This window comes from Sorangium sp. So ce321 (assembly GCF_051530195.1).
Lineage (GTDB): Bacteria > Myxococcota_A > Polyangia > Polyangiales > Polyangiaceae > Sorangium.
In genome coordinates this window covers 12,700,068-12,726,090 of the sequence record NZ_CP150329.1, presented here as the reverse complement: position 1 = coordinate 12,726,090, position 26,023 = coordinate 12,700,068, and the positions used below count along the sequence as shown (strand labels likewise).

Below are 26,023 nucleotides of genomic sequence, written 5' to 3'. Positions count from 1 at the left end.
TTCAGGAGGCTCGCGATCTGGGCGATCAGACGCGTGCGCGTTTCCTCAGGCGCCATCCTGCGTGCTCCATGAAGCATTCGAACGGGAAAGTCAAAACAACCGCCATGCTAGCGCGCAGCCCCGGCGGCGGGGACGACAGGGCTGTGCTCTCCTCAACATCCATCTCGGTTCGCTCGCCCGGGTCGACGGCGTGCCAACACGCGTTGCGGGGCGGCGTCAAGATGGCTCACGCGAGGGGTCAGATCGGCGCGATCAGCACCTCGCGATCCTTGGCGCCGTTCGCGGGCCCGACGAGCCCGCGCTTCTCCATTGCCTCGACCAGCTTGGCGGCGCGGTTGTAGCCGACGCCGAGCTTGCGCTGCAGCCAGGAGGTCGAGCAGCGCCGGGTATCGGCCACGATCCGCACCGCGGCGTCGTACATGGGGTCGGTCTCCGCGTCGGACGTGTCGGGCTCCTCGCCCTCATCGTCCCGGGGCCGGAGGATCGCCTCGTCGTAGACCGGCTCCCCCTGGAGCCGGAGGAAGTCGGTGATCTTCTGGACCTCCTCCTCGGAGCAGAACGGGCACTGGACGCGGCGCGTGTCGTTCGAGCCGTTCATCTTGATCAGCATGTCGCCGCGGCCGAGCAGGTGCTCGGCGCCCTGCTCGTCGAGGATCGTGCGGCTGTCCACCTTCTGCGCGACCCGGAAGGCGATGCGCGTGGGGAAGTTCGCCTTGATCATGCCGGTGATCACGTCGACGCTCGGCCGCTGCGTCGCGAGGATCACGTGCATGCCGGCGGCGCGCGCCTTCTGCGCGAGCCGGGCGACGCTCGCCTCCACGTCCTTGCCCTGCTGCATCATCAGGTCGGCGAACTCGTCGACCACGATCACGATGAAGGGGATCTTCTCCGGCAGCGCCGCGTCCGACCCGTCCTTCGCCGCGTCGATCTCCACCTCGAGCCCGTCGGCGCCGATCGCGCTCACCTTGGCGGGCGGCTTCGGCGGGCGCGCCTCGCCGCGCTGCACGCGCTCGACCCAGGCGTTGTAGGTCGTGATGTTCTTCGTCCCCGCGTTCGCGAAGAGCTGGTACCGGCGCTCCATCTCGTCGACGGCCCACTTGAGCGCGTTCGCCGCCTGCTTCATGTCCGTCACGACCGGCAGGAGCAGGTGCGGGATGCGATCGAAGGGCGCGAGCTCGACGACCTTCGGATCGATCATGAGGAGCCTGAGCTCCTCTGGCGTCTTGCGGAAGAGCAGGCTCACCAGCATGACGTTGAGCCCGACGCTCTTGCCCGCGCCGGTCGCGCCCGCGACGATGACGTGGGGCATCGACGCGAGGTCGGCGAAGTACGGCGTCCCGATGATGTCGCGGCCGAGCACGCACGGCAGCGGCGCCTTCATCTCGAGGAAGCGGCGGTCCTCGACGAGCTCGCGCAGGTTCACGGGCATGCGGTGCTCGTTCGGGATCTCGAAGCCGATCCGGTTCTTCCCGGGGATGGGGGCGACGATGCGGACCTTGCGCGAGAGGCCGAGCGCGAGGTCGTCCGCGAGGCCTGCCACCTTCGAGACCTTGGTGCCGGCGGCGGGAGAGACCTCGAACGTCGTCACGGTCGGCCCGGGGTGGATCTCCTCGACCTTGCCGCTCACGCCGTAGTCGGCGAGCGTCTTCTCGAGGAGCTGCGCGGTCGCCTTGAGCTGATCGGCGTCGAGCTGGATCCGCCCGCCCGCGCCCGCGTCGAGCATGTCGGTCAACGGCAGGCGGAAGCCCGCCCCGCTGGCCGGGACGACCTTCACCACGGCCGGCTTCTCGCTGACGAGCTCCCGGCTCGTGTCGACGATCGTCGGGGCGCGCAGCGGGGCGCCTTGAGGCCGCGCCGGTCCGCCGACGGGCGGGGGCTCGCGGTGGGCCACCCTGGGCTCCGGCTCGCGAGCGGGCAGCTCACGCGGCTCGCGAGCGGGCAGCTCACGCGGCTCGCGAGCGGGCAGCTCACGCGGCTCGCGCAGCTCGCGGTGGGCCACCCTGGCGCCCGGCTCCCGCACCGGCAGCTCGCGGACAGGCAGGATGGGCGACGGTGTGGGCACATCGAGCACTTCCGGGTCCGCGAACGCGTCCGCGCTGTCCTCGTCCGCGCTGTCCCCGTCCGTGCTGTCCTCGTCCGCGCTGTCCCCGTCCGTGCTGTCCTCGTCCGCGCTGTCCCCGTCCGCGCTGTCCCCGTCCGTGCTGTCCTCGTCCGCGCTGTCGTTGTCCGCGCTGTCCTCGTCCGCTGAAACGAACGCCGCGGCCTCGTCCGCGTCGTACTCCTCCTCGAGCTGCACCTCGCGCTCGACGATGCGTGTCTCGCCAGCGAAGGGCGACTCGTCGACCTCCTCCAGGGCAGCGGCGCCTCGCGGCTCTGCGAGGGTCGCGGCGCGGCGCCGCGCAGCCCGGCGCGGACCACCCTCGCGCGGCTCGACGGCGCGCTGCGCCCTCTCGCGGAGCTCGGCGAGCCGCTGCACACCCGCGCGCGGCTCGACGCTGTGCGCCGCCGCCGCGCGCGGCTCAACGCTGTGCGCCGCCGCCGCGCGCGGCTCGACGCTGTGCGCCGCCGCCGCGCGCGGCTCGTCGTCCTGCGCCATCACCTCGCGCGGCCCGTCGCTCTGCGGCGGCTCGTCGCGCGGCTCGGCGGCGCGCAGCACCACCTCGTGCGCCTCCCCGCCGTGGATCACCACCTCGCGCGGCTCGGCGGCGCGCAGCACCGCCTCGCGCGTCTCCCCGCCGTGGATCACCGCCTCGCGCGGCTCAGCGCCCTGCTGCGCCGCCTCGCGCGGCTCGCGGGCCTGCGCCTTCCGCCCGCGCCGCGGCTTCGGCGGGGCCGCCGGCTCCTCGGCGGCGGCGGCGAGCGGCGCGCTCTTCCACAGATCGATCGCCGGCGCCGCGGCGCCAGCCGGCTCTACCGGCGTGCTCCTCGCGCCGGGGTCGGAGAGCGGCTCGTCGGCGTCGTCGGCCAGCGCGGCGATGATCGCGTCGGGGCTCGAGTTGCGCGCGATGATCGGCGGCCCCTCCTGCTCCGAGGCCGCCGCCCGCCGCTCCAGGTCGCGCGCCGCGGCCCACGCCCCGAAGAGCGCGCGCGCCCAGCCGGCGACGCGCGCGGCGATCGCGACCGCGAGCTGCTCGGCCCGATGCGCGAGCTCGATGAACGAGAACGTCGCGCGGCCCATGAGGATGAGCGCGACGATGGTGAGCCCGATGATGTACGAGCCGATGTTCGAGAAGAGCGCGCGCAGCACCTCTCCGAACAGCTCGCCCACGGCCCCGCCGAGCGGCATCGCGCCGAACGCGACCGCCCGCGGGAACGCGACGTGCGAGAGCGCCGCCAGCACCACGACGACGACGACGTCGCCGCTCAGCCGGAACATGCTGGCGATCGAGCGCCTGGAGCCGAGCAACGGCGTCGCGAGCAGCGCCAGCTCGAGCGGAACGAACCACGCGATGACGCCGACCGCCTCGACCGACGCGCCCGCGAGCGCCGCGCCCACCGGCCCGACCCAGTCCTCGCCCGAGATCTCCGGGCGCAGCGGATCCGCGCGAAATGACGCGAGCGCCAGCGCGCTGTACAAGGCGGACACCAGGAGGACCAGCGCCGCCGCCTCCCGGGCGTAGCTATGTCCCTGCGGCGCGGCAGGACCCGCGACCCCCGCCGGGCTGGTCCGTACGGCGCCGCGTGCCCCGGACCGCAAGGGCTCGGCAGGGCCGGCGGCGGGCTGGGCACGGCGAGGAGCGAACAAGGGGACGTGCATACCTACCTAAACCTACTTTGCTCACATATGCGTACTCCACCCCGGAGGCAAGAAGTCTGGATGGCCTGGTAAGAATCGGGCCCGGGCGGAAGGTTCGGGTACTTTCGCGCGCTTCCGCGCGCTGGCGTGTGCCCGAGGTCGCCCGAGAGTGACGGCGTCGTCGGACCCGGAGGGGCCGAGGTTTGGCGAGACGCGGCCGCGATGGAGTTTCGGCCGGATTTGACGCGAACTTTGTTCGAGCTCCCTTCCCATCGTCCTTGAAATTCTTTCAAACAGGAGGCGGCGGGCGGTACCATCCCCACCCTCCTGGGACGTGCATGGAAACTGTCGAACGAGCAGGGCGGCGCGCTGGCGCTGCGGGCCTTCTGTTGCTGTGCCTCGCGACCGCGGGCGTGGGGCTCGCTACCAGCGGGTGCCGCGTCAATGAGAACGACATCCACCGCTGGGAGTCCACGGCCCACGGGCCGGACAAGCTCAGGGCCGTCTTGTTTCACGACAAGTACGACAACTCGCTCCGCGTCGAGGCGGCCACATCGCTCATCCGCATGAAGCCGCGGCAGGGCCGGCGCGTGGGCATCGGCATCATGGTCGAGACCCTCGCGACCATGGCGCCCGAGGCGCGGCAGGCCATCGTGGCGTCGCTCGTGCCGTCGATCATCGCCGAGCTCAGGAAGCCGCCGCCCGTCGCGCAGCCCGGACAGCCGGTCCCGCCGGACACCTCGTTCCCCTACAAGGACGCCGCGTACGCGATGCTCACGTCGGACCGGACGGTGATCATCGCGGACGAGGGGCTGAAGGAGGGGCTCAAGGCCGCGCTCATCGACTGGGCCATGGCCGACTTCGAGCACCGGCTCGAGGACCGCTCGCAGGCCTACGGGATGGAGCAGCTCCTGCGCTCCATCGGCCCCGCCGCGGTGGCCGGCCTGCCGAAGCTCATGACGCGCGAGGCGAAGCGGCTCGACCAGATGGCGTCGCTCGTGGCCGAGTACGGCGACCCGCCGACCAAGGAGGCCGCCTCGGCGAACCTGGTCACCATCGCGAAGTTCGTCACCTCCGCCGAGTGGGTCAACGTCAAGAAGCCCGATCTCCAGGCGGCGAACGCCGCGTCGAAGCTCACGCCCACAGAGAAGCAGTTCGAGGCGCAGCTCGCGCAGTACCAGGAAGAGGAGCTCTTCCGGGTCTTCGGCTCGATGAAGAAGCTCGGCGGCCGGCCGTCGGTGGACTTCCTCCTCGGCTTCGCGGCGGACAAGGAGCAGCCCGAGAAGCGCCGCCAGGCGGCCCTCGCCGCGCTCGAGGGCCGGCTCGACCGCAACAACCCGAGCGACATCCAGCGCATCCTCGAGATCGCGACCGCCGACGCGCCCGACGTGGTGCTCGACCAGGCCTTCCGCCGCGTCGGCGAGATGCCGCGGGAGCTCGTCGTCGAGAAGCTCTACGGCCTCTTCAAGACCGACAAGTGGAAGATCCGCCGCGCCGCCGCCGCGACCATCCTGAAGATGTCGACGGTGAAGCACATCGACGAGTTCATGAGCAGGCTCCCCGACAGCAAGGGGTTCGCCATGCCCGAGGCGCTCACGTACGGCGCGGCGTTCGGCGACCTGAAGGAGGGCTCGCCCCTCGAGGCCCTGAAGAAGCACTTCGCCGCGGGCCCGGCGCCGGCGCGGACGAGCGCCATCGCCTACTACTTCACCTTCGGCACGGCCGCCGACATCCCCGCGGTCAAGGCGCTCGAGGGCGACACGACGCGCGCGCCGGTCTGCGAGGCCGACCCGGACTGCAAGTGGGCGTGCGAGGTGCCAAAAGAAGGGTCCACGGAGCGCGAGCTCAGGGACGTGAAGACCGTCGGCGAGTTCGTTCAGTACTGCGTCGAGCCGGCCATGCAGGACAGGAAGCCGGAGCTCGAGAAGGGCGAGAAGAAGTGACGGGAGCGCCGGCGCAGAACGCGGGATCACCGGGAGGTGCTGCGGCGATCCCGGCGCGGCTCCGGCCGGCGCTCGCGCCGCGCTTCGCGCTCGGCTCGCGGCGCGGCGAGGGGCCGGGTTTCACGGCGGGCTGCGCGGGCTCTCGAGGGATCTCACGCCGCCATGCTCACGGTCGCAGCGCGCCATCGGCGCGGCCCAGAGCCGTCAGGTGCTTGCAGGGAAGAGGCCGGGAGGAGGCTTCCCAGCGCAATTCATCCTCCGTTATCGTTGGGTAGAGATGAGCGCGGATCCGAACAAGAAAAGCGCACGGACGTTCCAGTGTCGCGATGTCCTTTGGGAGACGTTCGAGCAGATGGCGCGCGAGCTCGAGTGCTCCATCGACTACCTCATCAATGAGTCGATGAAGCAGTACGCGCGGCAGCGAAGCTACAGTCCGCGCACGCCCTTTCCGCCGCCCGCCAGGGTCGACGGACCGCCCGGCTCCGGACAGCAGGCGGCCCCGCACGCTCATCACGCCGCCGCGCCGCCTCCCAACGCGACGCCCCAGCCGCCCGGGCTGGGGACGCCCGGCTCGGCGCCGCCGTTCGGAGCGGGCGCCGCGTCGATGGTCGCGATGCAGCAGCAGCCTGCGGTCGGCGGGTCGCCCTACGGCGCCTCGCCCGGCGCGCCCGCCTACGGCGCGCCTTCGCCTCCGTACGGCGTGCCCCCCGTGGGGCCGATGCCGACGCCCGTCCCGGCGCTCACGCCGCCGCCGCCGCCGCCGGGGCAGGTCCGGCCGGGCGCGCCGCCGCCGCCGCCGCCGCCGCCCGGCAGCAGCAGCGCCGGCGGGAAGCGACCCAGCCTGCCCGTTCCGCCGCCCATCCCGGGCCGCGTCGGCGGCCCGCCGCCGCCGCCGACGAGCGTGACCCGCCTCGGCGCGCCGCCGCCCCTCCCGTCGCAGGCCTCGAACCCCGGGGGGCGCCAGAGCATGCCCGGCGCCTCCGCGGGCCGCTCGGGGCCGCCGCCGCCGCCGATGAGCAGCGCGACCGGGTACGCCTCGCCGATGGCCCCGCCGCTGGCGCCGCCCCCGTACGGCATGGCGCCGCAGGCGTCCAGCAGCGTGCCGGGCCCGCCGCCGCTGGGCATGGGGATGCCGAACCAGGTCCCCGCCGGCCCGGCGCTCGCCGCGTTCTACGCGGGGCAGCGCTTCGTGGTGAACAAGGACCGCTTCATCATCGGGCGCGGCAAGCAGTCGAGCGATCTGACGATCAAGGACCCGAACGTGTCGCGCCAGCACGCCATGGTCGAGTTCCTCAACGGCCAGTACTACATGGTCGACATGGGCTCGACGAACGGCGTCGAGTACAACGGCCAGCGCATCGCCCGGAAGGCCATCGTCGAGGGGGACCTCTTCCGGATCTGCGACCACGAAGTGCGCTTCTCCTACCGCTGACCGCGGCCGATCTGGCCTGTGTCGCGGTCGGGTCGCGCGCCGAGCCGCGACATCCCGCCGGGGCCAGATGATCCGCGCCGCCACGGCGCCGGGACGAGGGCGCTCGGGCGCGGCGCCAGGCGGGAGTTTGGCTTGAGCGCGCGCAGCGTCCTAGGATCCCGCCGCAAGATGGTGAAGCGTGGAGGCGCCGCGGCCGGCTCGCGGGGACTGCGCCGCGGCGCGCTGCGAGGCGTGCGCCGCGGCGCGCTGCGGGGCGCCGCGGCGGCGGTCGCCCTCGGCGCGGCGATCTGGGGCGGGGCGGTCTTCGCGGCGCAGCTGCCGCCGTGGGTGCCGGCGGGCGAGGTCCCGCTCCCGGCCTGGGTCAAGAGCGCGCGCGTGCTCAAGCGGGACCAGCCGCTGTTCGAGGCGCCGGGCGAGAGCCCGCGCCGCCGCGGCTCCGTCGACCGCAGCGTGCAGCTGCCCATCTTCGCGGTCCGGCGGGCCGACGGCTGCCTCGGGCGCTGGCTCGAGGTGGGCGCCACCGCCTGGGTCTGCGACGACGCCGTCGAGCTCTCGGCCGCAGGTCCGATCAGCCCGCTGGTGCGGACGTGGCGCGAGATGCCGGACGGGCTCCCGTACCGTTACTACTTCGTCGGACCCGACGGATCGTTCGGCTACCGCCGAGCCGAGGCGGCCGACGTCGACGCGCCGGACGCGCAGCTCGAGCCCGGGTTCGCCGTGGCGATCGTCGAGGAGCGGGCCGTCGGCGGGGCGCGGTACGGCCGCACGAACAGCGGCTTCTGGGTGCCGATGCGCGATCTCGGTCCGGTGCGCGCCTTCGCGTTCCACGGGGTGGACGTCCCCGCGGGCGCCGCGCAGATCGCGACCGCGTGGGTCGTGGCCGAGCGGGCGCCGCTCTTCACGCGGACGGCGGCGGGCTTCGCGCGGACCGAGGAGAGCAAGGCGCGGTTCGAGGTCGTCCCCTACCTCGAGGAGGCGCAGGGCTCCGCGGGCAAGCTCGCGCGCATCGCGGACGGCGACGGCGCCGCGTGGATCGCGGTCCGGGATCTCCGGCGGCCTTCGATGGCGCCACCGCCGCCCGAGGTCGACGTCGAGGCGGGCGAGCGGTGGATCGACGTCGAGCGAGCGACGCAGACGCTCGTGGCGTACGAGGGGCGGCGCCCTGTGTTCGCGACGCTCGTCTCGACCGGCAAGGGCGCGCCGGGGTCGCCGCGCGCCACGCCGGCCGGCACCTACCGCGTCTGGGCCAAGCTGCTCACCTCGGACATGGACAACCTCGAGGACGAGGGCGCCGAGCGCTACTACCGGATGGAGGACGTCCCCTACGTGCAGTACTTCTCCAAGGGGGTCGGGCTGCACGGCGCGTTCTGGCATCGCTCGTTCGGCCAGGTGCGCAGCCACGGCTGCGTGAACCTGGCCCCGCTCGACGCGCAGCGGCTGTTCTGGTGGACATCGCCCCGGCTCCCCGCCGGCTGGACGGCCGTCCTCCCCACGGCGCACGAGCCGGGCACCGTGGTGCGCGTGAGGTAGCTGCAGCAGGACACGCCGGCGCCGCGAGACGCAGGGCGAGGCGAGCTCGCGCGGCGAGCGCTGCCGTGCGGGCTGGCCGCTCGTGCGACGCTGGCCGCGCGTGCGACGGGTCGTGGTGCTCGGGCGGGACATCGCGCGCGGCGAGGCTCCATGGAAGGAGCGCTCGGCCGGCGCAGCGGGGGAGGGCGGAGGGAAGGAGCAGCGGAGCCGGGCCCGGCGGGGCGCGGCGGGCGCTGGCTCAGGGGGCGATCTTGCCCTGGAGGAAGAAGGCGATGACCCAGGAGAGGAGCACGAGCGACTCGATGAGCGCCAGGCCGAGGATCATCGGGGTCTGGATCCGCGCCGCAGCGCCCGGGTTCCGGGAGATGCCTTCCAGGGCGGCGGCGGCAGCGCGCCCCTGGCCCATGGTGCCGCCGAGGGCAGCGATGCCGATCGCGAATCCAGCCGCGACGGCGAGCCACGAGTTCGCGTCGTACTTGTTCGACGCCGCGCCATCCTGCGCCAGCGCCATAGCGGGAACCAGTACCAGCGCAGTGCCGACAACGGCGGACAGCGACAGCTTGCTCTTCAGCGACATCCGAATCTGCTCCTTTCAAGCCACACAACCCGCGCGGGGCTGCATGCGTAACATCTGCGTGGGTCGGGGGCTCCGCGGGCGGCCCCCATCGAGATCCGGGGATCGCTCCGGGGACCTCTTCTACTGCTTCGGCAGGGGATACGCCTTCGCGGTCCACCCACCTCTCTGGGGCAACCCACCGACAGCGGGGCCCCTCTAATCCGTTTTTCGAGGGCTGGCTAGCCTTCTCTTCACCTGCCGCGCCGTTCTCTGCGGCGTCGGCGGGGCCCTGACCGAGCGGCCAGGCGAAGCGGTCAGTGGTGGTCCGCCTTCTCCGTCGCGAGCCCGATGTAGATGCAGCTCAGCAGGCAGAACACCAGCGTCTGCACGACGATGACGATGATCGCCAGGAACATCAGCGGCACCGGGACGAACAGCGCGACGAGGCCGAGGAAGATGCTCGCCACGAGGTGATCGACCGCGATGTTGAGCATGAGCCGGATCGAGAGCGTGACCGGGCGGACGCAGGTGGAGATGACCTCGATGGGGAAGATGAGCGGCGCCAGGTACCACTTCGGCCCGGCGAGGTGGGCGAGGTAGCTCAGGCCGTTCTCCTTCAGCCCGTAGTAGTTGAACAGGACGAACACGACGATCGCGCACCCGACCGTGACGTTCAGGTTCGACGTCGGCGGGTTCACCCCCGGGATCAGCGCCGAGGCGTTCGAGAAGAAGACGAACGCGGCCGAGCCCCCGATGAGCGGGAAGTACCGCTTCGCGTTCACGGGCCCCATCACGTCCCGCGCCATCCCGTAGAAGTAGCCGAAGAACGCCTCGAAGAACGTGCGCAGCGTGAGCTTGTCCTCCGGGATCACCGACTCGTTCAGCCGCCGGTACTGCGCGCGCACCTCGCTGGCGAGCAGCACGAACAGCACGATGATCAAGAGGCTCATGAAGATCGGCTCGGTCCCGCGGTAGTCCACGGTGTGGTGACCGATGAACGTCTTGCCGATGTTGCGAGCGTTCTCCCGGAGTCCGGGGAGCTGCGCCAGGAGGTACGTGAGGAACCCTGTGTGCTCAGGCATGGCTTTCGTCGTCGATGCGCCGCGCTGGCAGCCGCGCGGCTGCGCCGGCACGGTCGCGTGCTGGCGCGCCTTTGGGAGTTCGCCCTCGGTCGAGGGGCCTCGCCTCTACCACAACTCGTTTACGGTGGGCACCCTGGAGCGCGCCAGGACCCCTCCGCGCCGCGCGCCGGTCGCGCCGGCGCCGCTGGTCCCCGGAGGCCAGCCAGGCGCGCCCGGCGGGGCTCAGTCCGCCGGGGGCTTCGGTCCGAACAGGGTCCCCAGGCTGATGCCGACGACGAGCGAGGCGTAGCCGACCATCAGGGCGACCCCCGAGACCGCCTCGGTCTTCAGGACGAGCCACACGCCGCCCATCAGGCCGGTGAGCTTCACCATCGCGATCAGCGTCCACGAGACGGTGTGGCCCCGGCGCGAGATGAAGGCGTCGACGATCCGGGCGAAGACGTACAGGTTCGCCGTGGCGATGGCGCCCCCGAGGGCGACGCCGAGCGCCGCGCGCGGGCCGTACGCGAGCAGCCCGGCCACGGACAGGACCGCCGCGGTGCCGGCGACCCAGCGGAGCACGGCGCGCATGGTCGCGTCCCCGACGCCCGGCCTGTCCTCTGCGTCGGGCTCCCTGGGCGGCGGCTCGCTGCCGGAGGCCCCAGATGGTCGATCAGCGCTCATCGTGCTCCTTCGCGGGCTGCCGTTCGTCGAGGTCGTCGGTCGTCACGCTCGAGGCCGCCCGGCGGTCGTCGCCCTGCGCGCGCTCGTCCTGGCGCGCCTTTCGGTCGTCGAACATCGGCGCGGGGTTCCCCTGCTCGCGCTCCTCGCGCGCGGCCACCGCCTGCATGTCCTTCCACGCCCGATGGACCGCCTTGCCGGCGGCGCCGAGCCCGAAGAAGAACCAGAGCACCGACATCAGCGGCTCGGTCCCGAGCTTCCCGTCGAGCCAGCGGCCGATGAAGAGGCCGACGAGGATGCTCAGCACCACCTCGAGACCGATGGTCCCGTAGCTTCCGACGGCCTTCCACTCCTGCTTCATCAGGGGATCCGATCACCCGGCAGTACCTGGGTGCCTCTGGTCGCGATTACAAGCGGTTCCAGACGGGGTCAACCGCCGTCGGGCGCTCGGCCTGAGGCGCCGCGGCTAGGCGCGCCGCGCGATCAGCGCCTCGAGCGACGCCCGCATCGCCTGCGCGGCCTTGCCGCGGTGGCTCACGAGGTTCTTCTCGGCCTCGCCGAGCTCGGCCATCGTCCGTCCGTAGCCTTCCACGACGAACAGCGGGTCGTAGCCGAAGCCGCCCGCGCCCCGGGGATGCCGGCCGATCCACCCCTCGCAGCGCCCCTCGGTCACGATCGGTGGCGCTTCGGATCGCGGATCGAGCAGCACCATCACGCAGCGGAAGCGCGCTCGACGCTGGTCGTCCGGCACGCGCTCGAGCGCCGAGAGCAGCGCCTCGTTGTTCTCCGCGTCGGTCGCGCCCTCCCGCGCGAAGCGGGCGGACCGCACGCCCGGCCGTCCGTCGAGCGCGTCCACCTCGAGCCCCGAGTCCTCGGCGAGCGTGACGAGGCTCGACCGGAGCGCCCCGGCGCGCACCTTGAGGAGCGCGTTGTCCAGGAACGTCTCGCCGTCCTCGACGACCGGCGGCGCGTCCGGCAGCAGCTCCGCGAGCGAGCGCACCTCGATCGGGAGATCGGCGAGCAGCGACCGCAGCTCCGTGAGCTTCCCCCGGTTCGACGTGGCGGCGAGCAGGCGCAGCGGCTCTCGGCTCACGCGACCCTCCAGTGGTCCGTCTTGAACAGCCCGGAGAGGTCCACGCCGGCGTCGGCCAGCGCCCGGTGCTGCGCGCTGGCGAGCGACGCCACGCCCGCGAGCGCGAGATCGATCATGCTGTCGAGCTCCGTCCGGGGGATGGCCTCGTCCTCGGCCGTGGCCTGGACCTCGACGATCGAGCCGACCGCCGTCGCCACGACGTTCATGTCGACGCGCGCGGCGCTGTCCTCGGTGTAGACGAGATCCAGGGCGAGCCCGCCCGGGAGGTGGCCCACGCTGATCGCCGCCACCTGATCGCGGAGCACCGGCCCCCGGAGCGACCCGGCCGCGCGCAGCCGGTCGAGCGCCAGCGCGAGCGCCACGAACCCGGCGGTGATCGACGCGGTCCGCGTGCCCCCGTCCGCCTCGAGGATGTCGCAGTCGATCGCGATCGTCTGCTCGCCGAGCTGCTTCAGATCGACCGCCGCCCGGAGCGCGCGCCCGATGAGCCGCTGGATCTCCTGCGTGCGCCCGCTCGGGGCCTTGCCCCGCCCGTCGCGCGACTCCCTGCGGGCGGGGCTCGAGCGCGGGTGCATCTGGTACTCGGCGGTGAGCCAGCCGGCGCCCTTGCCGCTCATCCAGGCGGGGACCGTGGGATCGATCGACGCCGTGCAGAGCACGACCGTCCTCCCGGCCCGGTAGAGGACCGACCCCTCTGCGTTGCGGTGGAACCCGAGGATCATCTCCACGGGGCGGTGGACGTCGAGGGCGCGGCCGTCAGGGCGATTCACGAGCGCCGCCTTAGCACAACTCGGGCGTGGCACCGCCTCCGCGCGCGGCGGCGCGGGCCGGCGACGAGCGCCGCGGCGCTACATCCCGAACCAGGGACCCGGGTCGATCACCTCGGCGCCGCGCCGCAGCTCGAAGTAGAGCTTCGCGCCGTCCGGCCCGCTCGCGACCGTGCCCACCCGCGCGCCGCCCGGGAGCTGGTCGCCGGCCTTCACGTCCGCGGCGCCGAGGTGGGCGTACACCGAGTAGTGCCGCTCGCCATGATCGACGATCACGGTGAGCCCGTAGTCCGCGTAGGTGTCGGCGAACGCCACCCGCCCAGCTGCCACGCTGCGCACCGGCGCGCCGTCGAGGGCGGTGAGCTCGACGCCCGGGCCCCCGGCGCCGCGGCGCGACACCTTGCGCACCTCCGCGCGGCCGGCGATCGGGAAGGGGAGCCGCCCCATGAGCGAGCGGAACCCGGCGCGGCGATCGAGCTCGGCGGGCCCCACGTCCGCCCCGTAGATCGCGAGGTAGTCGGGGCGCACGCTCGTCTCGAACGCGCGCCCGAACGCGGCGCGGCGCTCCTCCTCCTGGGCCAGCGCGACCCGGGCGCGGTTCATCGCCTCGCGGTGCACCTCGAGGGGCGCGCGCTCGGCGCCGAGGTGCGTGAGGCGGTCGGCGAGCTCGGCGCTGCGCCGGGTCAGCTCGGCCTCGCGGGCGAGGTCGCGCTCGAGGGCGAGCCGGGTGCGCTCCACGCGGGCGGCGTGGTCGACCAGCGCGTCGAACCCGCCGCCCACCGGGAGGAAGCCGGCGCGGATGTGGCGGTAATACGCGCGCCCGCGCGCGATCATCCGGCGGCGCGTGACCTCGAGCGCGGGCCCGATCGCGTCGAGCTCCGCGCGCAGCGCCTTCTCCTCGGCGTCGAGCTTCGCGAGCAGCCGGTCGAGATCGTTCTCCGCCAGCGCGGAGCTCGGGCGCGCCGCCGGAGCGGGGGCCCTCGCGGCCGGCAGCGTCGGATCGAGCGCCGGGACCTCCGCGCCGCTCGTGGCGGCGCCGGTCGAGAGCGCCAGCGCGATCGTGGCGATCCGGGCGCGGCGCTTCACACCGCCACCATCTTGCGCAGCGTGAGCAGCGCGGTCGCGGCGCCGAGCGCGGCGCCGAGGCCGATCATCCCGAGCGCGACCGGCCAGGGCAGGAACGACGGCGAGACGCCGAGCAGGTTCGCGAGCTCGTGATCGAAGCGGCCCCGCACCATCATGAACAGGGCGCCCAGCATGAGCAGCGCGCCCGCCGCGCCGGCGGCGCCCTGCGTCGCGCCCTCGACGATGAACGGCCGGCGCACGAAGCCGTCGGTCGCGCCGACCAGCTTCAGCACCTCGACCTCGATCTTCCGGCGGTGCAGGAGGAGCCGCATCGTCGATCCGATGACGCTGACCACGGCGCAGAGGACGATCGCCGCGAGGCAGGCGCTCGCGGCCACGCCGCCGCCGAGGAGCGACGAGAGCCGCTCCGTCCAGCGCTGGTAGGTCTCCACCGTGTCCACGGCCGGCAGGGCGCGCAGCTTCACGGTCATCGAGGCGAGCGCCTCGTCGGAGACCTCCTCGGTGAAGCCGACCTCCAGGGACGCGGGGAACGCGCTCGTCGGCAGCGCGGCGAGGGCCTTGTCGCCGTCGTCGTGGACCACCTCGCGCCGCGCCTCGGCGCTCGTCACGAGCCGGACCTTCTTGACGCCGTCGGTGCCCTCGAGCGCGCGGGTGAGCTCCGCGGTCTCCGCCTCGGTCGCGTTGTCGCGCAGGTAGATCGTGGCGCGGCCGGCGCGGGACCAGCGATCGCGCACCGCCACGAGGTTCGTGACCACGAGGAGGGCCGAGGCGAGGCAGACGAACGCGACCGCGAGCGAGAAGATCGACAGCGCCTGCAGGCGCCAGTCGCTCCTCCCGGCCCGCCAGGTGCGCAGCCACCTCCGCCGATCGTCTCGTTCGCTCGTCTGCATCCGGTCCCTCTATCCGTCGCCTGGTGCGGCGCGCCCTCGGCCCTACGCGGCGCCGCGCACGCCGCTGTCGAACTCGTCCTCGCCCTCGTCCTCGCCGGCCGCGAGGTCGCCGCCGGCCCCGAGGCCGTTCGGCACATCGGTCGCCTTGCCGTCGTCGAGCACCACCACGCGCCGCGGGCGCACGTCGAGCAGCGTCCGGTCGTGCGTCGCGAACAGCACCGTCGTCCCGGTCTCGTGGATGTCCTCGAAGAGCCCGAGCAGATCGATCGCGAGCTGCGGGTCGAGGTTGCCGGTGGGCTCGTCCGCGAGGATCAGCGCCGGCTCGCCGACGATCGCCCGCGCGATCGCGACGCGCTGCTGCTCGCCGCCGCTCAGCACCTGCGCCCGGTCGCCGCCGCGCCCCGAGAGCCCGACGCGCTCGAGCGCCTCGCCGACCCGGGTCCGGAGCAGGCGCGACGGCAGGCCGAGCACCTCCAGCGCGATCGCCACGTTGTCGAACACCGTCCAGCTCGGGACCAGCTTGAAATCCTGGAACACGAAGCCGATGTTCCGCCGCAGCGCCGGGATGGACGTGTCGGTCAGGCGCGCGATGTCCCGGCCGAGGAAGAGGATCCGCCCGTCGTCCACGCGCTCGGTGCGGTGCACGAGCCGGAGGAGCGTGCTCTTGCCCGAGCCGCTCGGGCCGGTGATGAACACGAACTCGCCGCGCTCGATCGACAGCGACATGCCGCGGAGCACCGGCTGGTCCGCGCGGTACGACTTATATACGTCCTCGAAGACGAGGATCGGCCGGCGCGCAGCGGACGCGTCGTAGCGGTGGCCGGGCCGGAGCGCCGGACGAAATGAGCCTTGCGGGGGGGGCGCCGCCATCGGACCCTTCACCTATCAGCCTGCTCGGACACGGAAAACTTTTCGGCCGAGGGCCGGACGGGCGTCCCCTCCGGATCGCCTTCTTCGGCCTCCCGCTCGCGGCGTTGCTGCTCCACGGCGACGGCCACGAGATCGCCCTCGCCGCGATCAGCCGCGCGGACGCCGTGGGGCTCCGCCGCGCCCGCCGCGTCTTCGGCGCGCGCCTCCTGCTGCGCCCCGACGTCGGGCGCCCCGCGCTCCGGTCGCGCGTCGAGGCGCTCGCGCCCGACCTCCTGGTGAGCTGGTTCTGGACCACGCGCCTGCCGATGTCGCTCGTGAGGGCGGCGCGGCTGGGGGGCATCGGCGTGCACCCCTCGCTGCTCCCGCGCCACCGCGGCCCGGATCCGACGTACTGGGCGATCGCGTCGGGCGACGCCGAGAGCGGGGTCACGGCGCACCGGATCGAGGCGGAGTACGACACCGGCGACATCCTGGACCAGGAGCGGCTCCCCATCGATCCGGCGTGGACCGCGTGGCAGCTCGCACGCGCCCTGGATCGTCCGAGCCTGCGCGTCCTGCGACGCACGGTCGCCCGGTTCGCGCGCGGCGAGGAGGTGGCGGGCGTCGCCCAGGATCCGGCGCTCGCGACGGAGGCGCCCGCGCCGGACGACGAGGCGTGCGCCATCTGCTGGTCCTGGCCGACCGAGCGCGTCCTCCGGCACATCCGCGCGCTCGCGCCGGCGCCCGGGGCGTGGACCGAGATCGAGGGCGCCTGCGTGATCGTCCTGCGGGCTGCGCCGGCGCCGGGCTTCCCCGAGGCGCTGGCGCCGGGCGAGGCGGTGGCCGAGGGCGGGGTGGCCGTCGTGCGGACCGGCGATACGGCGGTCGCGTTGCTGGCGGGGGAGATCGACGGCGAGCCGGCGTCGGCGGGGGAGCTTGCGGCGCTCGTGGTGTCGGGGGTGTCGGGCGCGCCGGGCGGGTGACCGCCTGCCGGGGCGCGCGCGGTGGCCGGCCGCGCTTCGCCGGCGGGTTCGCCTGGCCGGCTCGCGGGTCATCAAATCCTGAACCTGCGCGCGCGCGACCGCGTAGGATGCGCCCTTCGGAGGATTCATGTCGGAACCCGCGCAGCTTGCGAAAAGCGCCCGCGAACTGCTCGCCGCGGCGCTCAATGCGCTCCAGTCGAACGGGGCAGCGTCGCCTGAAATCGAGGCGCTCGCCGAGCCGATCGCGCAGGCGATGGGCATCATGCATCGCATCGAGCGCTCCGGGGGGCAGGCCCTCGACGGCAGCGAGATCGCGCTCGGTCACGTGCGCGACGTCCTGAACCGCCTTCAGAGGATCACCGTGGCCGATCCGGTGGTGGACGTGCTGATGGAGCACGTCGCCTCCTCGCTGAGCAAGGTGAATGCGCTGAACAGAGCGCAGGCCGCGAGCGCGTCCGCGCAGGCGCCCGCGCCGGTCGCGGTGGCTGCGCCCGCGCCGGTCGCGGTGGCCGCGCCGCCGCCGCTCGCGGCTGCGCCGGCGCCCGTCGCGGTGGCTGCGCCGGCGCCCGTCGCGGTGGCTGCGCCGCCGCCTGTCGCGGTGGCCGCGCCGCCGCCGGTCGCGGTGGCCGCGCCGCCGCCTGTCGCGGTTGCTGCGCCGCCGCCTGTCGCGGTTGCTGCGCCGCCGCCTGTCGCGGTGGCCGCGCCGCCGCCGGTCGCGGTTGCTGCGCCGCCGCCTGTCGCGGTGGCCGCTCCCGCGCACCTCCAGCACACGCTGCCCTCACCTCAGCAGCCACGGCATGCGCCCGCCCCGCCTGCGTACCCCGCCGCGCCTCACCCGGCCGCGGACGCGCGCCGCGCGCCGCCGTACCAGCCCGCGCCGCAGCCCGTCGACGGCCGCGCGCCCGCCGCCGCCGTCGACGTCGAGCTCGGCGCTCTGACCCCCTCGAATTTTTACAAGGGGCTCGCTGGCAACGACGTCATCGAGCACGGCGGCATCTTCGTCGCGACCTACAAGATCCCGCCGATCGGCTCCGTCGTGACCCTGCGCGTCCGCCTGCCGGGCGACTACGAGTTCACCGCGTCTGCGACGGTCCGGTGGACGCGCGAGGCCGGCGGCTCGCGGGACTCGGCCGAGCCCGGCTTCGGCGCGCGGATCACGCAGATCTCCCCCGAGGGTCGCCAGCTCGTTTCCCGGTTCACGCGCAACAGGGAGCCGCTCTTCTACGACGACCTCTGACGTCGCCACGCCGCATCGATCCAGGTGAATCTACCTCCCGCGCGCCCCGGCTCGCGAGCGAGCCGGCCGCTCCATCGCGCAGCCTCCTTCCTCTTCGCCGTCGCCCTCGCGGCGCTGCTGCTCCTCACGCCGCGGCCCGCCCGGGCGACCGGCGACCCTGAACTCGCCTTCTGGACCTTCGAGACCGAGCACTTCCGCGTGCACCACCCGCAGGGCCTCGCGCCCATCGCGGCGCGCATCGCCTCGCTCGCCGAGACGATCTACGGGCGCGTCGAGGACGCGCTCGGCTACGCCCCGCAGAGCCGCACCGAGATCGTGATCACCGACGACTCCGAGATCGCGAACGGGTCGGCCGGCACGCTCCCGTACAACGCCATCCGCCTCCTCGTGTCCGGGCCCGAGGACATGTCGACGCTCGGCGACTACGACGACTGGTACCTCGACCTCGTCACGCACGAGTTCACGCACATCGCGCATATCGACAACACGTCGGGGATCCCGGCGATCCTGAACGCGATCGTCGGCAAGTCGTTCTCGCCGAACCAGGTGCAGCCGCGGTGGATCATCGAGGGGCTCGCCGTCGTGAGCGAGAGCAACCACACGAGCGGCGGTCGGATGCGCTCGACCATGTTCGACATGTACCTGCGCGCCGACGTGCTCGAGGACAACATCGCGGGGCTCGATCAGATCTCGAGCTCCCCGTTCCGCTGGCCGCAGGGCACCCTCTGGTACCTCTACGGCTCGAGGTTCCTGGGCTGGATCCTCGACGTCTACGGGCCCAACACGATGCGCGCCGTCTCCGCCGACTACGGAGCGTCGGTCGTCCCGTGGGGCATCAACCGCGCCATCCGCCGCGTGACCGGCAGGACCTACGTCGAGCTGTACGAGGGATGGAAGGACCACCTCCGCCGGCTCTACCGGGAGCAGATGGCGGAGGTCGAGGCGCGCGGGCTGCGCGAGGGCACGCGGCTCACCCACCACGAGCGCACCGTTTATTACCCGCGGTTCGTGCCGCCCGTCGCGCGCCGCGGCGCCGCGGACGAGATCGTCTACTTCCGCGACGACGGCCGCGAGCGCCCCGGCATTTACCGCCTCTCCCTCGCCGCGCCCGCGCCCGGGAGCGAGCGCCCGGAGGCGCTCGTCGCGCGCACCAACTCGGCCTCGCGACCAGCCTTCACGCCGGCCGGAGACATGGTCTTCACCGCGCTCATGCCGTGGCGCAACCAGTACTACCGGGACGACCTCGTCTTCTTGCCGCGCGGCGAGGCGGCGCCCGACGGCGACGAGCCCTCGCGTCGACGGCTGACGCGCGGCCTCCGCTCCTCGGCCCCGGACGTGAGCCCGACCGGAGAGCACGTCGCCTTCTCCCTCAACAGCAAGGGCACCCGCTACCTGGAGATCGCGCGGCTCTCGCCGGGCGGCGGCCTCTCGGAGCGGCGCGACCTCGTGCCGAGCGCGCGCTTCGAGCAGGCTTACTCCCCGTCGTTCTCTCCCGACGGCAAGCTCCTCGCGTACAGCGTCTGGACCGCCGGCGGCTACCGCGACATCCGCGTGGTGGACGTCGCCACGGGCGGCTTCCGTCAGGTGACGCGCGATCGCGCGAGCGACATGAGCCCGGTGTGGTCGCCCGACGGCCGGACGCTGTATTTCACCTCCGACCGCACCGGCATCCACAACGTCTACGCCCACGATCTCGCGACCGGCGCCCTGCGGCAGGTCACGAACGTGAGACTCGGGGCCTTCCATCCGGCGATCAGCCCCGATGGCAAGACGCTTGTCTATGTCGGGTATACCTCCCGGGGCCACGACCTCTTCGTCATGCCGCTCGATCCGGCGCGCTTCCTCCCGGCGCCGCCGCCGCCGGGCGACCGCCCCGACCCCGCGGCCGAGGTCTCGGCGATACGGATGGAGCGCTCTCCGTACAACCCGCTCCCCACGCTCGCGCCGCGGGCGATCACGCTCGACTACGCGCCCGGGAGCTATGGCTCCAACGCGCTGACGGTGAGCGTGACCGGCGGCGACATCGTCGGTCGCCACGCGATCTTCGGAGAGCTCACGGTGCAGCCGGACGCGCCGTCCCCGGACGTGCTGCTCGGGTACAACTACGGGCGCTTGCCCATCGACCTCGGCGTCCGCGGCTACCACGTGACCTCGCCGCGCCGCGGCTACCGCATCGGCGGCCGGGACATCACGTACGACGAGCGATCGATCGGGATCGTCTCGGGCATCAGCTATCCCGTCCGCGGCGAGTTCTCGTGGCAGACCCTGAGCGCGTCGTTCAGCAGCGTCGCCTTCAAGGGGAAGCTCCCCATCGGCGACGACCTCGACCCGTACGCGCCCCGGACCATCCTCCCGCCGCAGGGCACGCTGAACCTCGCGCACCTCGGCTACGCGTTCTCGAACGCCGAGGGCTCGGTCGACGCGGCCGGCGCCCCGCGCGGGATCTCGCTGAGCGCCGGCCTCGACTACGCCGGCCCGGAGACGGGCAGCAGCTACACGACGTACGCGTTCTCGACGGCGCTCAGCGCCTACGTGGCGATGCCCTGGTCGGGCGACCACACCCTCGCATTCCGCGTCGCCGGCGCGGTCTCCGGCGGCAACTTCCCCCGGGGCGCGGCCTACGCAGTCGGCGGGTACGACCTCGAGAACCTCACGCTCGCCGACACCCTGATCACCGGGGTCACGAACAGCTCGTTCACGCTGCGCGGTTACGGGCCGGGCGTGGTCTCCGGCCGCTCGTATTTCTCGCAGACGTTCGAGTACCGCGTGCCCATCCTGCAGCCGGATCGCGGCATCTCGACGCTGCCGATTTACCTGCGCCGCATCGACGCGAGCCTCTTCCTCGATCACGGCGGCGCATTCAACCGCTTCGAGACGGACGACCTCGCGCTCTTCAAGCGCGGGAGCCTCCTCTACTCGCCTCAGCTGCACACCTCCATCGGGGGCGAGGTGTGGTTCAGCCTGAACGCCGGGTACGTCGTCTTTTCGCAGCTGCGGTTCGGGTACGCCTACGGCCTGAGCGACCTCGCGATCCCTGGCGGCCAGCTCTACTTCGTCTCGACGAACTCGTTCTGATCGCCGCGCGTCCGCTGGAAATTTTGCCCGCGCCGACCCCTTCGCCCACGGTGCTCGGCCATGCCCCGCGTCCTCCTCGCCCTGAGCCTCCTCTCCCTCGCCAGCTGCGGCATCGCCCCGAGCAGCTCCCAGCGCCTCACCGAAGCCGCGCTCGAGATGAACACGGCGGCCCGGTTCGGTCGCATGGATGTCGCGCTCGAGCGCGTGGGCTCGCGGGCGCGCCAGGACTTCATGAGCCGCCACGCCGACTGGGGCACCCGCATCCGGGTCGTCGACGTGGAGTTCGGCGGCTTCGAGATGACCCAGCGCGACGAGGCGGAGGTCTACCTCGACGTCCTGTGGTTGCCGAACGACGAGGCCACGGTCCGCACAACCCGGATCGCCCAGCGCTGGCGCGATGAGCGAGGCCACTGGGAGCTGGTCGGCGAGGAGCGGAAGGACGGCGACGCCGGGCTCCTCGGCGAGCCCCCGCCCGCGGAGAAGGCGGCCGGCGAGGCGGCGAGCGCGGGCGAAGCGGGCCGGAAGCCCGGCCGGAGCCTCCACACGCGTGTCATCCTTGATGAGTGAACGTCGCCGCGAATCCCGGACGGGCGCGGCAGCACGCGGGGGACCGCGCCTGGCTCAGGCGAGCTGCCGGCCGGCGCGATCCTGGTGATCGACGGGACCGCGCAGCGACGGCGGTCCCACGCGCAGCCGGGTGGACCGGCCGCGCACCCGTCAGGCAGCCGGGGAAGAGCTGGCGGGAGCGGCAGCCTTCGAAGCGCGCGGCTTCTTGGCCTTGCCGGCGACCTCGGTCGTGGCCCTCGACAGCTTGCTGCGCTTGGCGCGCTCCTTCTTGGCAGCCTGCGCCTTGCGGCGCCTCATCTTCATCGACTGGCGACGATCGCGCTTGCCCATCTGCTTCAATCTCCTGGCGGTCGGGGGCGCGGGCGCGGCATGGTGAAGACAGCTCGCCAGGCGAGCTCCATCCTGCACCGGTGGATGGCCTACCGCGGGGCCCCTCAAAGGGAGCGGGAATGTGCCCAAGAGCGAATGGGAGCGCAAGGGGCAATGCGCTCGGAAACGCAGTTCCCGGGCTAGACGCGCGTGCAGTGTCTCGCGCGCTGGCAGCGCCGGCGTGTCGTCGCGCTCGCCGCGTTCGTCGTGCTTGTCTCGCCCAGCGCGGGATCTCGCGCGGCTCGGCCGCGTCCGGCCGGTCTCAGCCGCCGACTGCGCCGTCCAGCGCGACTTCGCGGCCGCGCACCTCGAGGCGGTACCGGGAGTTCACGGTCTCTATGTAGAACACTTCGCGCCCGGCGAGACGCAACACGCGCTTGACCGGCGTCGTCACATATTCATGCATTCCGTCGGAAAACTCGATGACGATGACCGAGCCTTTCCGTGGTGCACGGACGAGCCGGCCAACGACTGCGCGCGATCCCCGGCCGAGCTTGCGGAGCACAACCTGCACAACAGAGATGCTAGCACGCAGATCTCGGCCGAGCACAAGCTGCACAAGCAGCACCTCTCGCAACTAGGTCCCACCCTGGCCCAGGGTGTCCGGCTGCATCGGAGCCGCCCGGACCTTCGCGCCGCCGACGGCGGACCGGGTGTAGGGAGGGTAGCTCCCGGGCGAAAAGTTATGTAAATCAATCGTGTTGACGGCGCGTACAATGGTTCTGCAAACCCCGCCGGCCGTCGAGCGGGCCCAGCGACCCGCCGCGTCGTCGTGCGCGGGATCGCGCGCTGGGCGGAAACCACGACGACCGCCCTCAGCCTTGCAGCGAGGGCGCACAGGCTAGGCGTTCGTCCGCTCGCTGCCCATCTTCCTTCGCGCTTCGCGGCCGAGCAGCCCGGCGGGGCAGGGGATGGCGGGCGCTCGAGGTCAGGCACCGCACTGCGCAGCGCAATGCGCGCCGGGGTCGGGCCGGGCGCGCCGCGGCTGCCGCGGCTGCCGCGGCTCGTGGCGCGTCGACGTCAGCGGCGCTTGGCTGTCGAGCCGGTCCGGTCGCTCGGATCGCTCACGCCGGGCGCCCCCTTGTCCGCGAAGTAGGTGCGCAGCATGTCGCACGCGACGTTGGTGGCTTTCACTCGCCATTTCGCGCTGTTGGCGACCATCACGGAGATGGCGACCTCCGGCTTGCGGCTCGGGGCGAAGCCGACGAACCACGTGTAGAAGGGGCCCTCGGGCGTCGGCTTCGTGAGCGTCCCGGTCTTGCCCGCCACGCGGATATCCGGGAGGTAGGCGCGGCCGTTGCGATCGTGGAACGAGCGGTAGCTCGTGCCGTTATCCACCGTCGCCTCCATCATCGCGGTCACGGCGTTGGCCGTGCTCTCGTCCATCACCCGCTTGAGCACCTGCCGCTCGCTGGCGCCCTGGTAGATCTCGCCGATCTCGTCCTTCACGCTCGACACGACGTGAAGCCGGATCATCTCGCCGCCGTTGGCGATGGTGGTCGCCAGGTTCGCCCCCTGGAAGGGCGAGAGCGTCGTATTCCAGAAGCCCGCCGCGGTCCGCGCGAAGCCGAGATCGTCCTCCGGCAGCGCGATCGTGCTCGTCGCGACCTTCACGTCGAACGGCGTGTCCTGCCCCCAGCCGAGCTTCGCGGCCACGGCGCCGAGCTTCTCGTGGTCGAGGTTCTTGGCGGCGAGCCGCGCGAACACCGTGTTGATGCTCCGCCCCATCGCCTGCGCGAGCGTCGCGCAGTACTTGTCGCGCCGCTTGTTGTCGACCATGTCGGCCGCCTTGATCGAGTGCTCGCCGCCCGAATAACACTGCTTGGTGTTCGGGCTCAGGCCGGCCTCGATGAGCGCGGTGCCGGTCACGACCTTGAAGACGCTCGCCGACGGCGCGGTGGCCTCGGCGGCGACGTCGTGCAGCGCTCCCTCGTTCACGTAGCTCGCCCAGACCAGCACCTTCCCGGTCCGGATATCGGTCATCACGACCGCGCCCTCCGGGACCTGGCCTGCCCGCAGGAAGCCGAGCGCCGCGCGCTGGTACATCGGGTTGAGGGTCAGCTCCGCGACGCGGTCGCCGTGCGCCGGCGCCGTCGGCGGGCTCCTCCGGTCGTCGATGCGCGTCAGATCGAGGTCCGTGAGCGGCGGCGGCGTCACGGTCCGCGTGATCGTGGGCCCGCCGGTGGTCGTCTTCTTGGCGAGCAGCCCCCCGAGCTGGACGTCGTGCTCGCGCAGCATGGGAAGGGTCACGGCCACGAGCCCCACCGCTGCACCGACGGCGATCCACTGACGCATGTCGCGCATGGCCCGACGGGTACCCCGCCGGGCTGCGTTGGGCCAAAAATGAGGCGCGCCGCCCGGCGGGCGGAGCGCGCCGCGGCGAGCCTCGCGGCGCGTTTCGTTGGAGGGCAAAGGATCGAGGCGCCCGCCCCGGCGGGGAAGGCGGCGCGGGGGCTAGAAGGACACGCTGAGCCGGGCGCTGAGCTCATGCAGCGCGTGCGCGTCCAGATCGGGGTCCTGCAAGGTATTGCCCGGCACCCGGAGGAGGTTCTCGTCCGAGCCGCTGCCCGGCGTCAGGTAGGCGTTGTAATTCACGCCGAGCCGCACGTTCTTCGTATGCCAGTAGTTGGCCGCGAGGCCGATCTGCAGCACGTCGAGATCGGTGCCCGGCCCTCCCTCGGCGCCCGGCGTCTTCTCGTCATAATACGCGGTCGAGCGGGACGCGCCGTCGTACGTCGCGCTGATGTTCGAGAGGAGCGCCGCGACCTCGAGCCCCGACTTCAGCTTGTCGAGCGGCTTCGACAGATCGATCTTCGTCGGTCGCGGGGCGAACCCGGGGTCGCCGCTGACATAGGTGTCGCCGAACGGCCACGCCGAGAGCTGCACGTACCAGGCGAGCCCGCTGACCTTCCCGAGCCGCTCGGTGTTCGTGAGCTGATAGCCCTCCACGGCCTCGCGGGTGTTGTTCGCGACGTAGTACGCCTCCGCCCGGAGCTCGACCATCTTGATGGGCAGCCGGAGCTCGCCGCCGATCGCGTTCTGCGCGCCCGACGGGATGACGTGGATCTGCCGGCCCAGCGAGTCGCGGTAGCCGCCGCCCCAGAGCGTGTAGCCCTGCCCCGTCCTGATGGGCGCGTAGTCATAGCTCACGTAGTCCTGGTCGCGCTCCCCGTGGTGCGCGCTGATGCCGATCTGCGCCTTGTTGAGCAGCGCCTTCTTGTCGCCGGCAAAGGGGCGGGCGAACACGCGCGCGACGAAATCGGGCGGGGCGTCGACGCCGGGCCGGTTCTGCCCGTCACCGCTCACCACGCCGACGCCGTAGACGACCGTCCTGTCGGCGACGTCGCCCCAGATCGTCAGGCCGATGTCCTTGCCCTCGGGGTAGGCGAAGCTCCGGATCGCGATGTTGCGCTCGAGGAACGTCGTGCTGTTGTCGCTCGTCTGGTTGTCGAGCGAGAAGAACGTCGTGTACTGCCCGAACATGAAGTTCAGCGCCGGCATGACCGAGTAGTTGATCCACGCATCGGCGAGCACGGCGCTCGACGTCGCGCTCGAGATCGCGGCGAAGCGCGCGGTCTCCGCCGACGGCGCCTGGCCCACGTTCGACGCGGAGTTCTGCGTCCTGCCATTGGTGTTCGCGAGCCCCTGCCCGCCGAAATCGACGTCGAGATCGAACGACCACTTCTTCAGGAACTCGCCGGCCAGCTCCAGCCGCGCGCGGCGGATGAAGAGGCGCGGCTTCAAGGCGCCCCCGTTGTCCCCCGCGGTCACGTCCGACACCCCGCCGCCGAAGCTGCTGTAGAAGTCGACGTTCAGCCGTCCCTTCGGATAGAGCCGGAAGGTGTCGTTGGCGTCCCGGAGGAAGAAGCCGCCGTGCCAGCCGGCGAGCGGCTGCTGCTCCGTCGCGACGGCGGTCTCGGCCGTCGGCGCGAACACCTGCGCCGGCGGGGGCGGCGGCGCCGTGGCCGCTGCCGCTCCAGGAGGAGGCGGCGGCGGCAGCGGGGCCACGGGCGCCTGCACCTGCTCGGGCGCCGCGGGGGGAGGCGGCGTCGGCACTGCGCCTGCAGCGCCAGCGGGCGGGGCCGGGGGCGGCGTCGGCGCGACGGCCGGGGGCGGGGCGGGTGCCACGGCCGGGGGCTGGGCGGCGGGGGGCGGGGTGGGCGCCGCG

The 26,023-nt window shown here is 72.7% G+C and carries 21 protein-coding genes; 7 read left to right on the top strand and 14 right to left on the bottom strand.

The annotated features are described in order from the left end of the window. Positions 1-238: 238 nt before the first annotated feature. A complete protein-coding gene (locus WME89_RS47265) occupies positions 239-3,757 on the bottom strand; it encodes a DNA translocase FtsK 4TM domain-containing protein (RefSeq protein ID WP_438006096.1) in 3,519 nt (1,172 codons plus the stop codon). A gap of 317 nt (positions 3,758-4,074) precedes the next feature. Here WME89_RS47265 and WME89_RS47260 point away from each other — a divergent pair, with 317 nt between their 5' ends. From WME89_RS47260 to WME89_RS47250, 3 genes are all read left to right on the top strand, one after another. Next, positions 4,075-5,679 (top strand): hypothetical protein, encoded by a 1,605-nt coding sequence (locus WME89_RS47260; protein WP_438006095.1) that lies wholly within the window; start codon positions 4,075-4,077, stop codon positions 5,677-5,679. 277 nt (positions 5,680-5,956) lie between these two features. Continuing rightward, complete coding sequence (locus WME89_RS47255) at positions 5,957-7,111, top strand: FHA domain-containing protein (RefSeq protein WP_438006094.1); 1,155 nt, start codon at positions 5,957-5,959, stop codon at positions 7,109-7,111. Between the two features lie 168 nt (positions 7,112-7,279). Continuing rightward, a complete protein-coding gene (locus WME89_RS47250) occupies positions 7,280-8,641 on the top strand; it encodes a L,D-transpeptidase (protein WP_438006093.1) in 1,362 nt (453 codons plus the stop codon). A 238-nt stretch (positions 8,642-8,879) separates the two neighbouring features. Here WME89_RS47250 and WME89_RS47245 read toward each other — a convergent pair whose 3' ends face one another. From WME89_RS47245 to WME89_RS47205, 9 genes are all read right to left on the bottom strand, one after another. Then, positions 8,880-9,218, bottom strand: coding sequence for an ATP synthase F0 subunit C (locus WME89_RS47245; protein ID WP_012240589.1), 339 nt, complete (start codon positions 9,216-9,218; stop codon positions 8,880-8,882). Between the two features lie 293 nt (positions 9,219-9,511). Further along, positions 9,512-10,279, bottom strand: a complete 768-nt coding sequence (gene atpB / locus WME89_RS47240) for a F0F1 ATP synthase subunit A (RefSeq protein WP_437621488.1) — start codon at positions 10,277-10,279, stop codon at positions 9,512-9,514. Positions 10,280-10,501: 222 nt separating this feature from the next. Next, complete coding sequence (locus WME89_RS47235; RefSeq protein ID WP_437621487.1) at positions 10,502-10,942, bottom strand: ATP synthase subunit I; 441 nt, start codon at positions 10,940-10,942, stop codon at positions 10,502-10,504. Then, positions 10,932-11,300, bottom strand: coding sequence for an AtpZ/AtpI family protein (locus WME89_RS47230; protein WP_437621486.1), 369 nt, complete (start codon positions 11,298-11,300; stop codon positions 10,932-10,934). The genes WME89_RS47235 and WME89_RS47230 overlap by 11 nt, the downstream gene beginning before the upstream one ends. Positions 11,301-11,405: 105 nt before the next feature. Then, a complete protein-coding gene (rdgB, locus tag WME89_RS47225; RefSeq protein WP_438006092.1) occupies positions 11,406-12,032 on the bottom strand; it encodes an RdgB/HAM1 family non-canonical purine NTP pyrophosphatase in 627 nt (208 codons plus the stop codon). After that, positions 12,029-12,802, bottom strand: a complete 774-nt coding sequence (gene rph / locus WME89_RS47220) for a ribonuclease PH (protein ID WP_438006091.1) — start codon at positions 12,800-12,802, stop codon at positions 12,029-12,031. The genes rdgB and rph overlap by 4 nt, the downstream gene beginning before the upstream one ends. 78 nt (positions 12,803-12,880) lie before the next feature. Further along, positions 12,881-13,885 carry a murein hydrolase activator EnvC family protein gene (locus tag WME89_RS47215; RefSeq protein WP_438006090.1) on the bottom strand — a complete coding sequence of 335 codons (1,005 nt, stop codon included), beginning with the start codon at positions 13,883-13,885 and terminating at the stop codon, positions 12,881-12,883. Beyond that, the gene (locus WME89_RS47210) at positions 13,882-14,775 is read right to left on the bottom strand and encodes a cell division protein FtsX (protein WP_438006089.1); all 894 of its coding nucleotides are present in this window, start codon (positions 14,773-14,775) and stop codon (positions 13,882-13,884) included. The genes WME89_RS47215 and WME89_RS47210 overlap by 4 nt, the downstream gene beginning before the upstream one ends. Before the next feature lie 42 nt (positions 14,776-14,817). Then, complete coding sequence (locus tag WME89_RS47205) at positions 14,818-15,645, bottom strand: cell division ATP-binding protein FtsE (RefSeq protein WP_437621479.1); 828 nt, start codon at positions 15,643-15,645, stop codon at positions 14,818-14,820. Between WME89_RS47205 and WME89_RS47200 the strand changes: the two genes are divergently transcribed. From WME89_RS47200 to WME89_RS47185, 4 genes are all read left to right on the top strand, one after another. After that, entirely contained in the window at positions 15,618-16,607 is a 990-nt protein-coding gene (locus tag WME89_RS47200; protein ID WP_438006088.1) for a methionyl-tRNA formyltransferase, read from the top strand. The two genes, WME89_RS47205 and WME89_RS47200, sit on opposite strands and share 28 nt — an antisense overlap. A gap of 127 nt (positions 16,608-16,734) precedes the next feature. Next, positions 16,735-17,844, top strand: coding sequence for a PilZ domain-containing protein (locus tag WME89_RS47195; RefSeq protein WP_438006087.1), 1,110 nt, complete (start codon positions 16,735-16,737; stop codon positions 17,842-17,844). A 24-nt stretch (positions 17,845-17,868) separates the two neighbouring features. Continuing rightward, on the top strand, positions 17,869-20,919 hold the full coding sequence (locus WME89_RS47190; protein ID WP_438006086.1) for a BamA/TamA family outer membrane protein: 3,051 nt from the start codon (positions 17,869-17,871) through the stop codon (positions 20,917-20,919). A gap of 60 nt (positions 20,920-20,979) precedes the next feature. Continuing rightward, complete coding sequence (locus WME89_RS47185; RefSeq protein ID WP_438006085.1) at positions 20,980-21,486, top strand: hypothetical protein; 507 nt, start codon at positions 20,980-20,982, stop codon at positions 21,484-21,486. Between the two features lie 150 nt (positions 21,487-21,636). On the opposite strand, the gene WME89_RS47180 is transcribed toward WME89_RS47185, so the two are convergent. The 4 genes from WME89_RS47180 to WME89_RS47165 form a co-directional block, all read right to left on the bottom strand. Beyond that, on the bottom strand, positions 21,637-21,816 hold the full coding sequence (locus WME89_RS47180) for a hypothetical protein (protein WP_436619988.1): 180 nt from the start codon (positions 21,814-21,816) through the stop codon (positions 21,637-21,639). Between the two features lie 301 nt (positions 21,817-22,117). Continuing rightward, positions 22,118-22,369 (bottom strand): hypothetical protein, encoded by a 252-nt coding sequence (locus tag WME89_RS47175; RefSeq protein WP_129354294.1) that lies wholly within the window; start codon positions 22,367-22,369, stop codon positions 22,118-22,120. 506 nt (positions 22,370-22,875) lie between these two features. Next, a complete protein-coding gene (locus WME89_RS47170; RefSeq protein ID WP_438006084.1) occupies positions 22,876-24,159 on the bottom strand; it encodes a penicillin-binding transpeptidase domain-containing protein in 1,284 nt (427 codons plus the stop codon). Positions 24,160-24,309: 150 nt separating this feature from the next. After that, positions 24,310-25,983, bottom strand: a complete 1,674-nt coding sequence (locus WME89_RS47165) for a porin (RefSeq protein ID WP_438006083.1) — start codon at positions 25,981-25,983, stop codon at positions 24,310-24,312. Positions 25,984-26,023 lie beyond the last annotated feature (40 nt).

Bases quoted from the DNA above. Each gene is read 5' to 3' on its own strand.
- WME89_RS47230 (WP_437621486.1), bottom strand. From the start codon at position 11,300: ATGAAGCAGGAGTGGAAGGCCGTCGGAAGCTACGGGACCATCGGTCTC.
- WME89_RS47180 (WP_436619988.1), bottom strand. From the start codon at position 21,816: ATGGGCAAGCGCGATCGTCGCCAGTCGATGAAGATGAGGCGCCGCAAG.
- WME89_RS47205 (WP_437621479.1), bottom strand. From the start codon at position 15,645: ATGGCGGCGCCCCCCCCGCAAGGCTCATTTCGTCCGGCGCTCCGGCCC.
- WME89_RS47195 (WP_438006087.1), top strand. From the start codon at position 16,735: ATGTCGGAACCCGCGCAGCTTGCGAAAAGCGCCCGCGAACTGCTCGCC.
- WME89_RS47265 (WP_438006096.1), bottom strand. From the start codon at position 3,757: ATGCACGTCCCCTTGTTCGCTCCTCGCCGTGCCCAGCCCGCCGCCGGC.
- WME89_RS47260 (WP_438006095.1), top strand. From the start codon at position 4,075: ATGGAAACTGTCGAACGAGCAGGGCGGCGCGCTGGCGCTGCGGGCCTT.
- WME89_RS47235 (WP_437621487.1), bottom strand. From the start codon at position 10,942: ATGAGCGCTGATCGACCATCTGGGGCCTCCGGCAGCGAGCCGCCGCCC.
- atpB (WP_437621488.1), bottom strand. From the start codon at position 10,279: ATGCCTGAGCACACAGGGTTCCTCACGTACCTCCTGGCGCAGCTCCCC.
- WME89_RS47185 (WP_438006085.1), top strand. From the start codon at position 20,980: ATGCCCCGCGTCCTCCTCGCCCTGAGCCTCCTCTCCCTCGCCAGCTGC.
- WME89_RS47200 (WP_438006088.1), top strand. From the start codon at position 15,618: ATGAGCCTTGCGGGGGGGGCGCCGCCATCGGACCCTTCACCTATCAGC.
- WME89_RS47250 (WP_438006093.1), top strand. From the start codon at position 7,280: ATGGTGAAGCGTGGAGGCGCCGCGGCCGGCTCGCGGGGACTGCGCCGC.
- WME89_RS47255 (WP_438006094.1), top strand. From the start codon at position 5,957: ATGAGCGCGGATCCGAACAAGAAAAGCGCACGGACGTTCCAGTGTCGC.
- WME89_RS47210 (WP_438006089.1), bottom strand. From the start codon at position 14,775: ATGCAGACGAGCGAACGAGACGATCGGCGGAGGTGGCTGCGCACCTGG.
- WME89_RS47245 (WP_012240589.1), bottom strand. From the start codon at position 9,218: ATGTCGCTGAAGAGCAAGCTGTCGCTGTCCGCCGTTGTCGGCACTGCG.
- WME89_RS47170 (WP_438006084.1), bottom strand. From the start codon at position 24,159: ATGCGCGACATGCGTCAGTGGATCGCCGTCGGTGCAGCGGTGGGGCTC.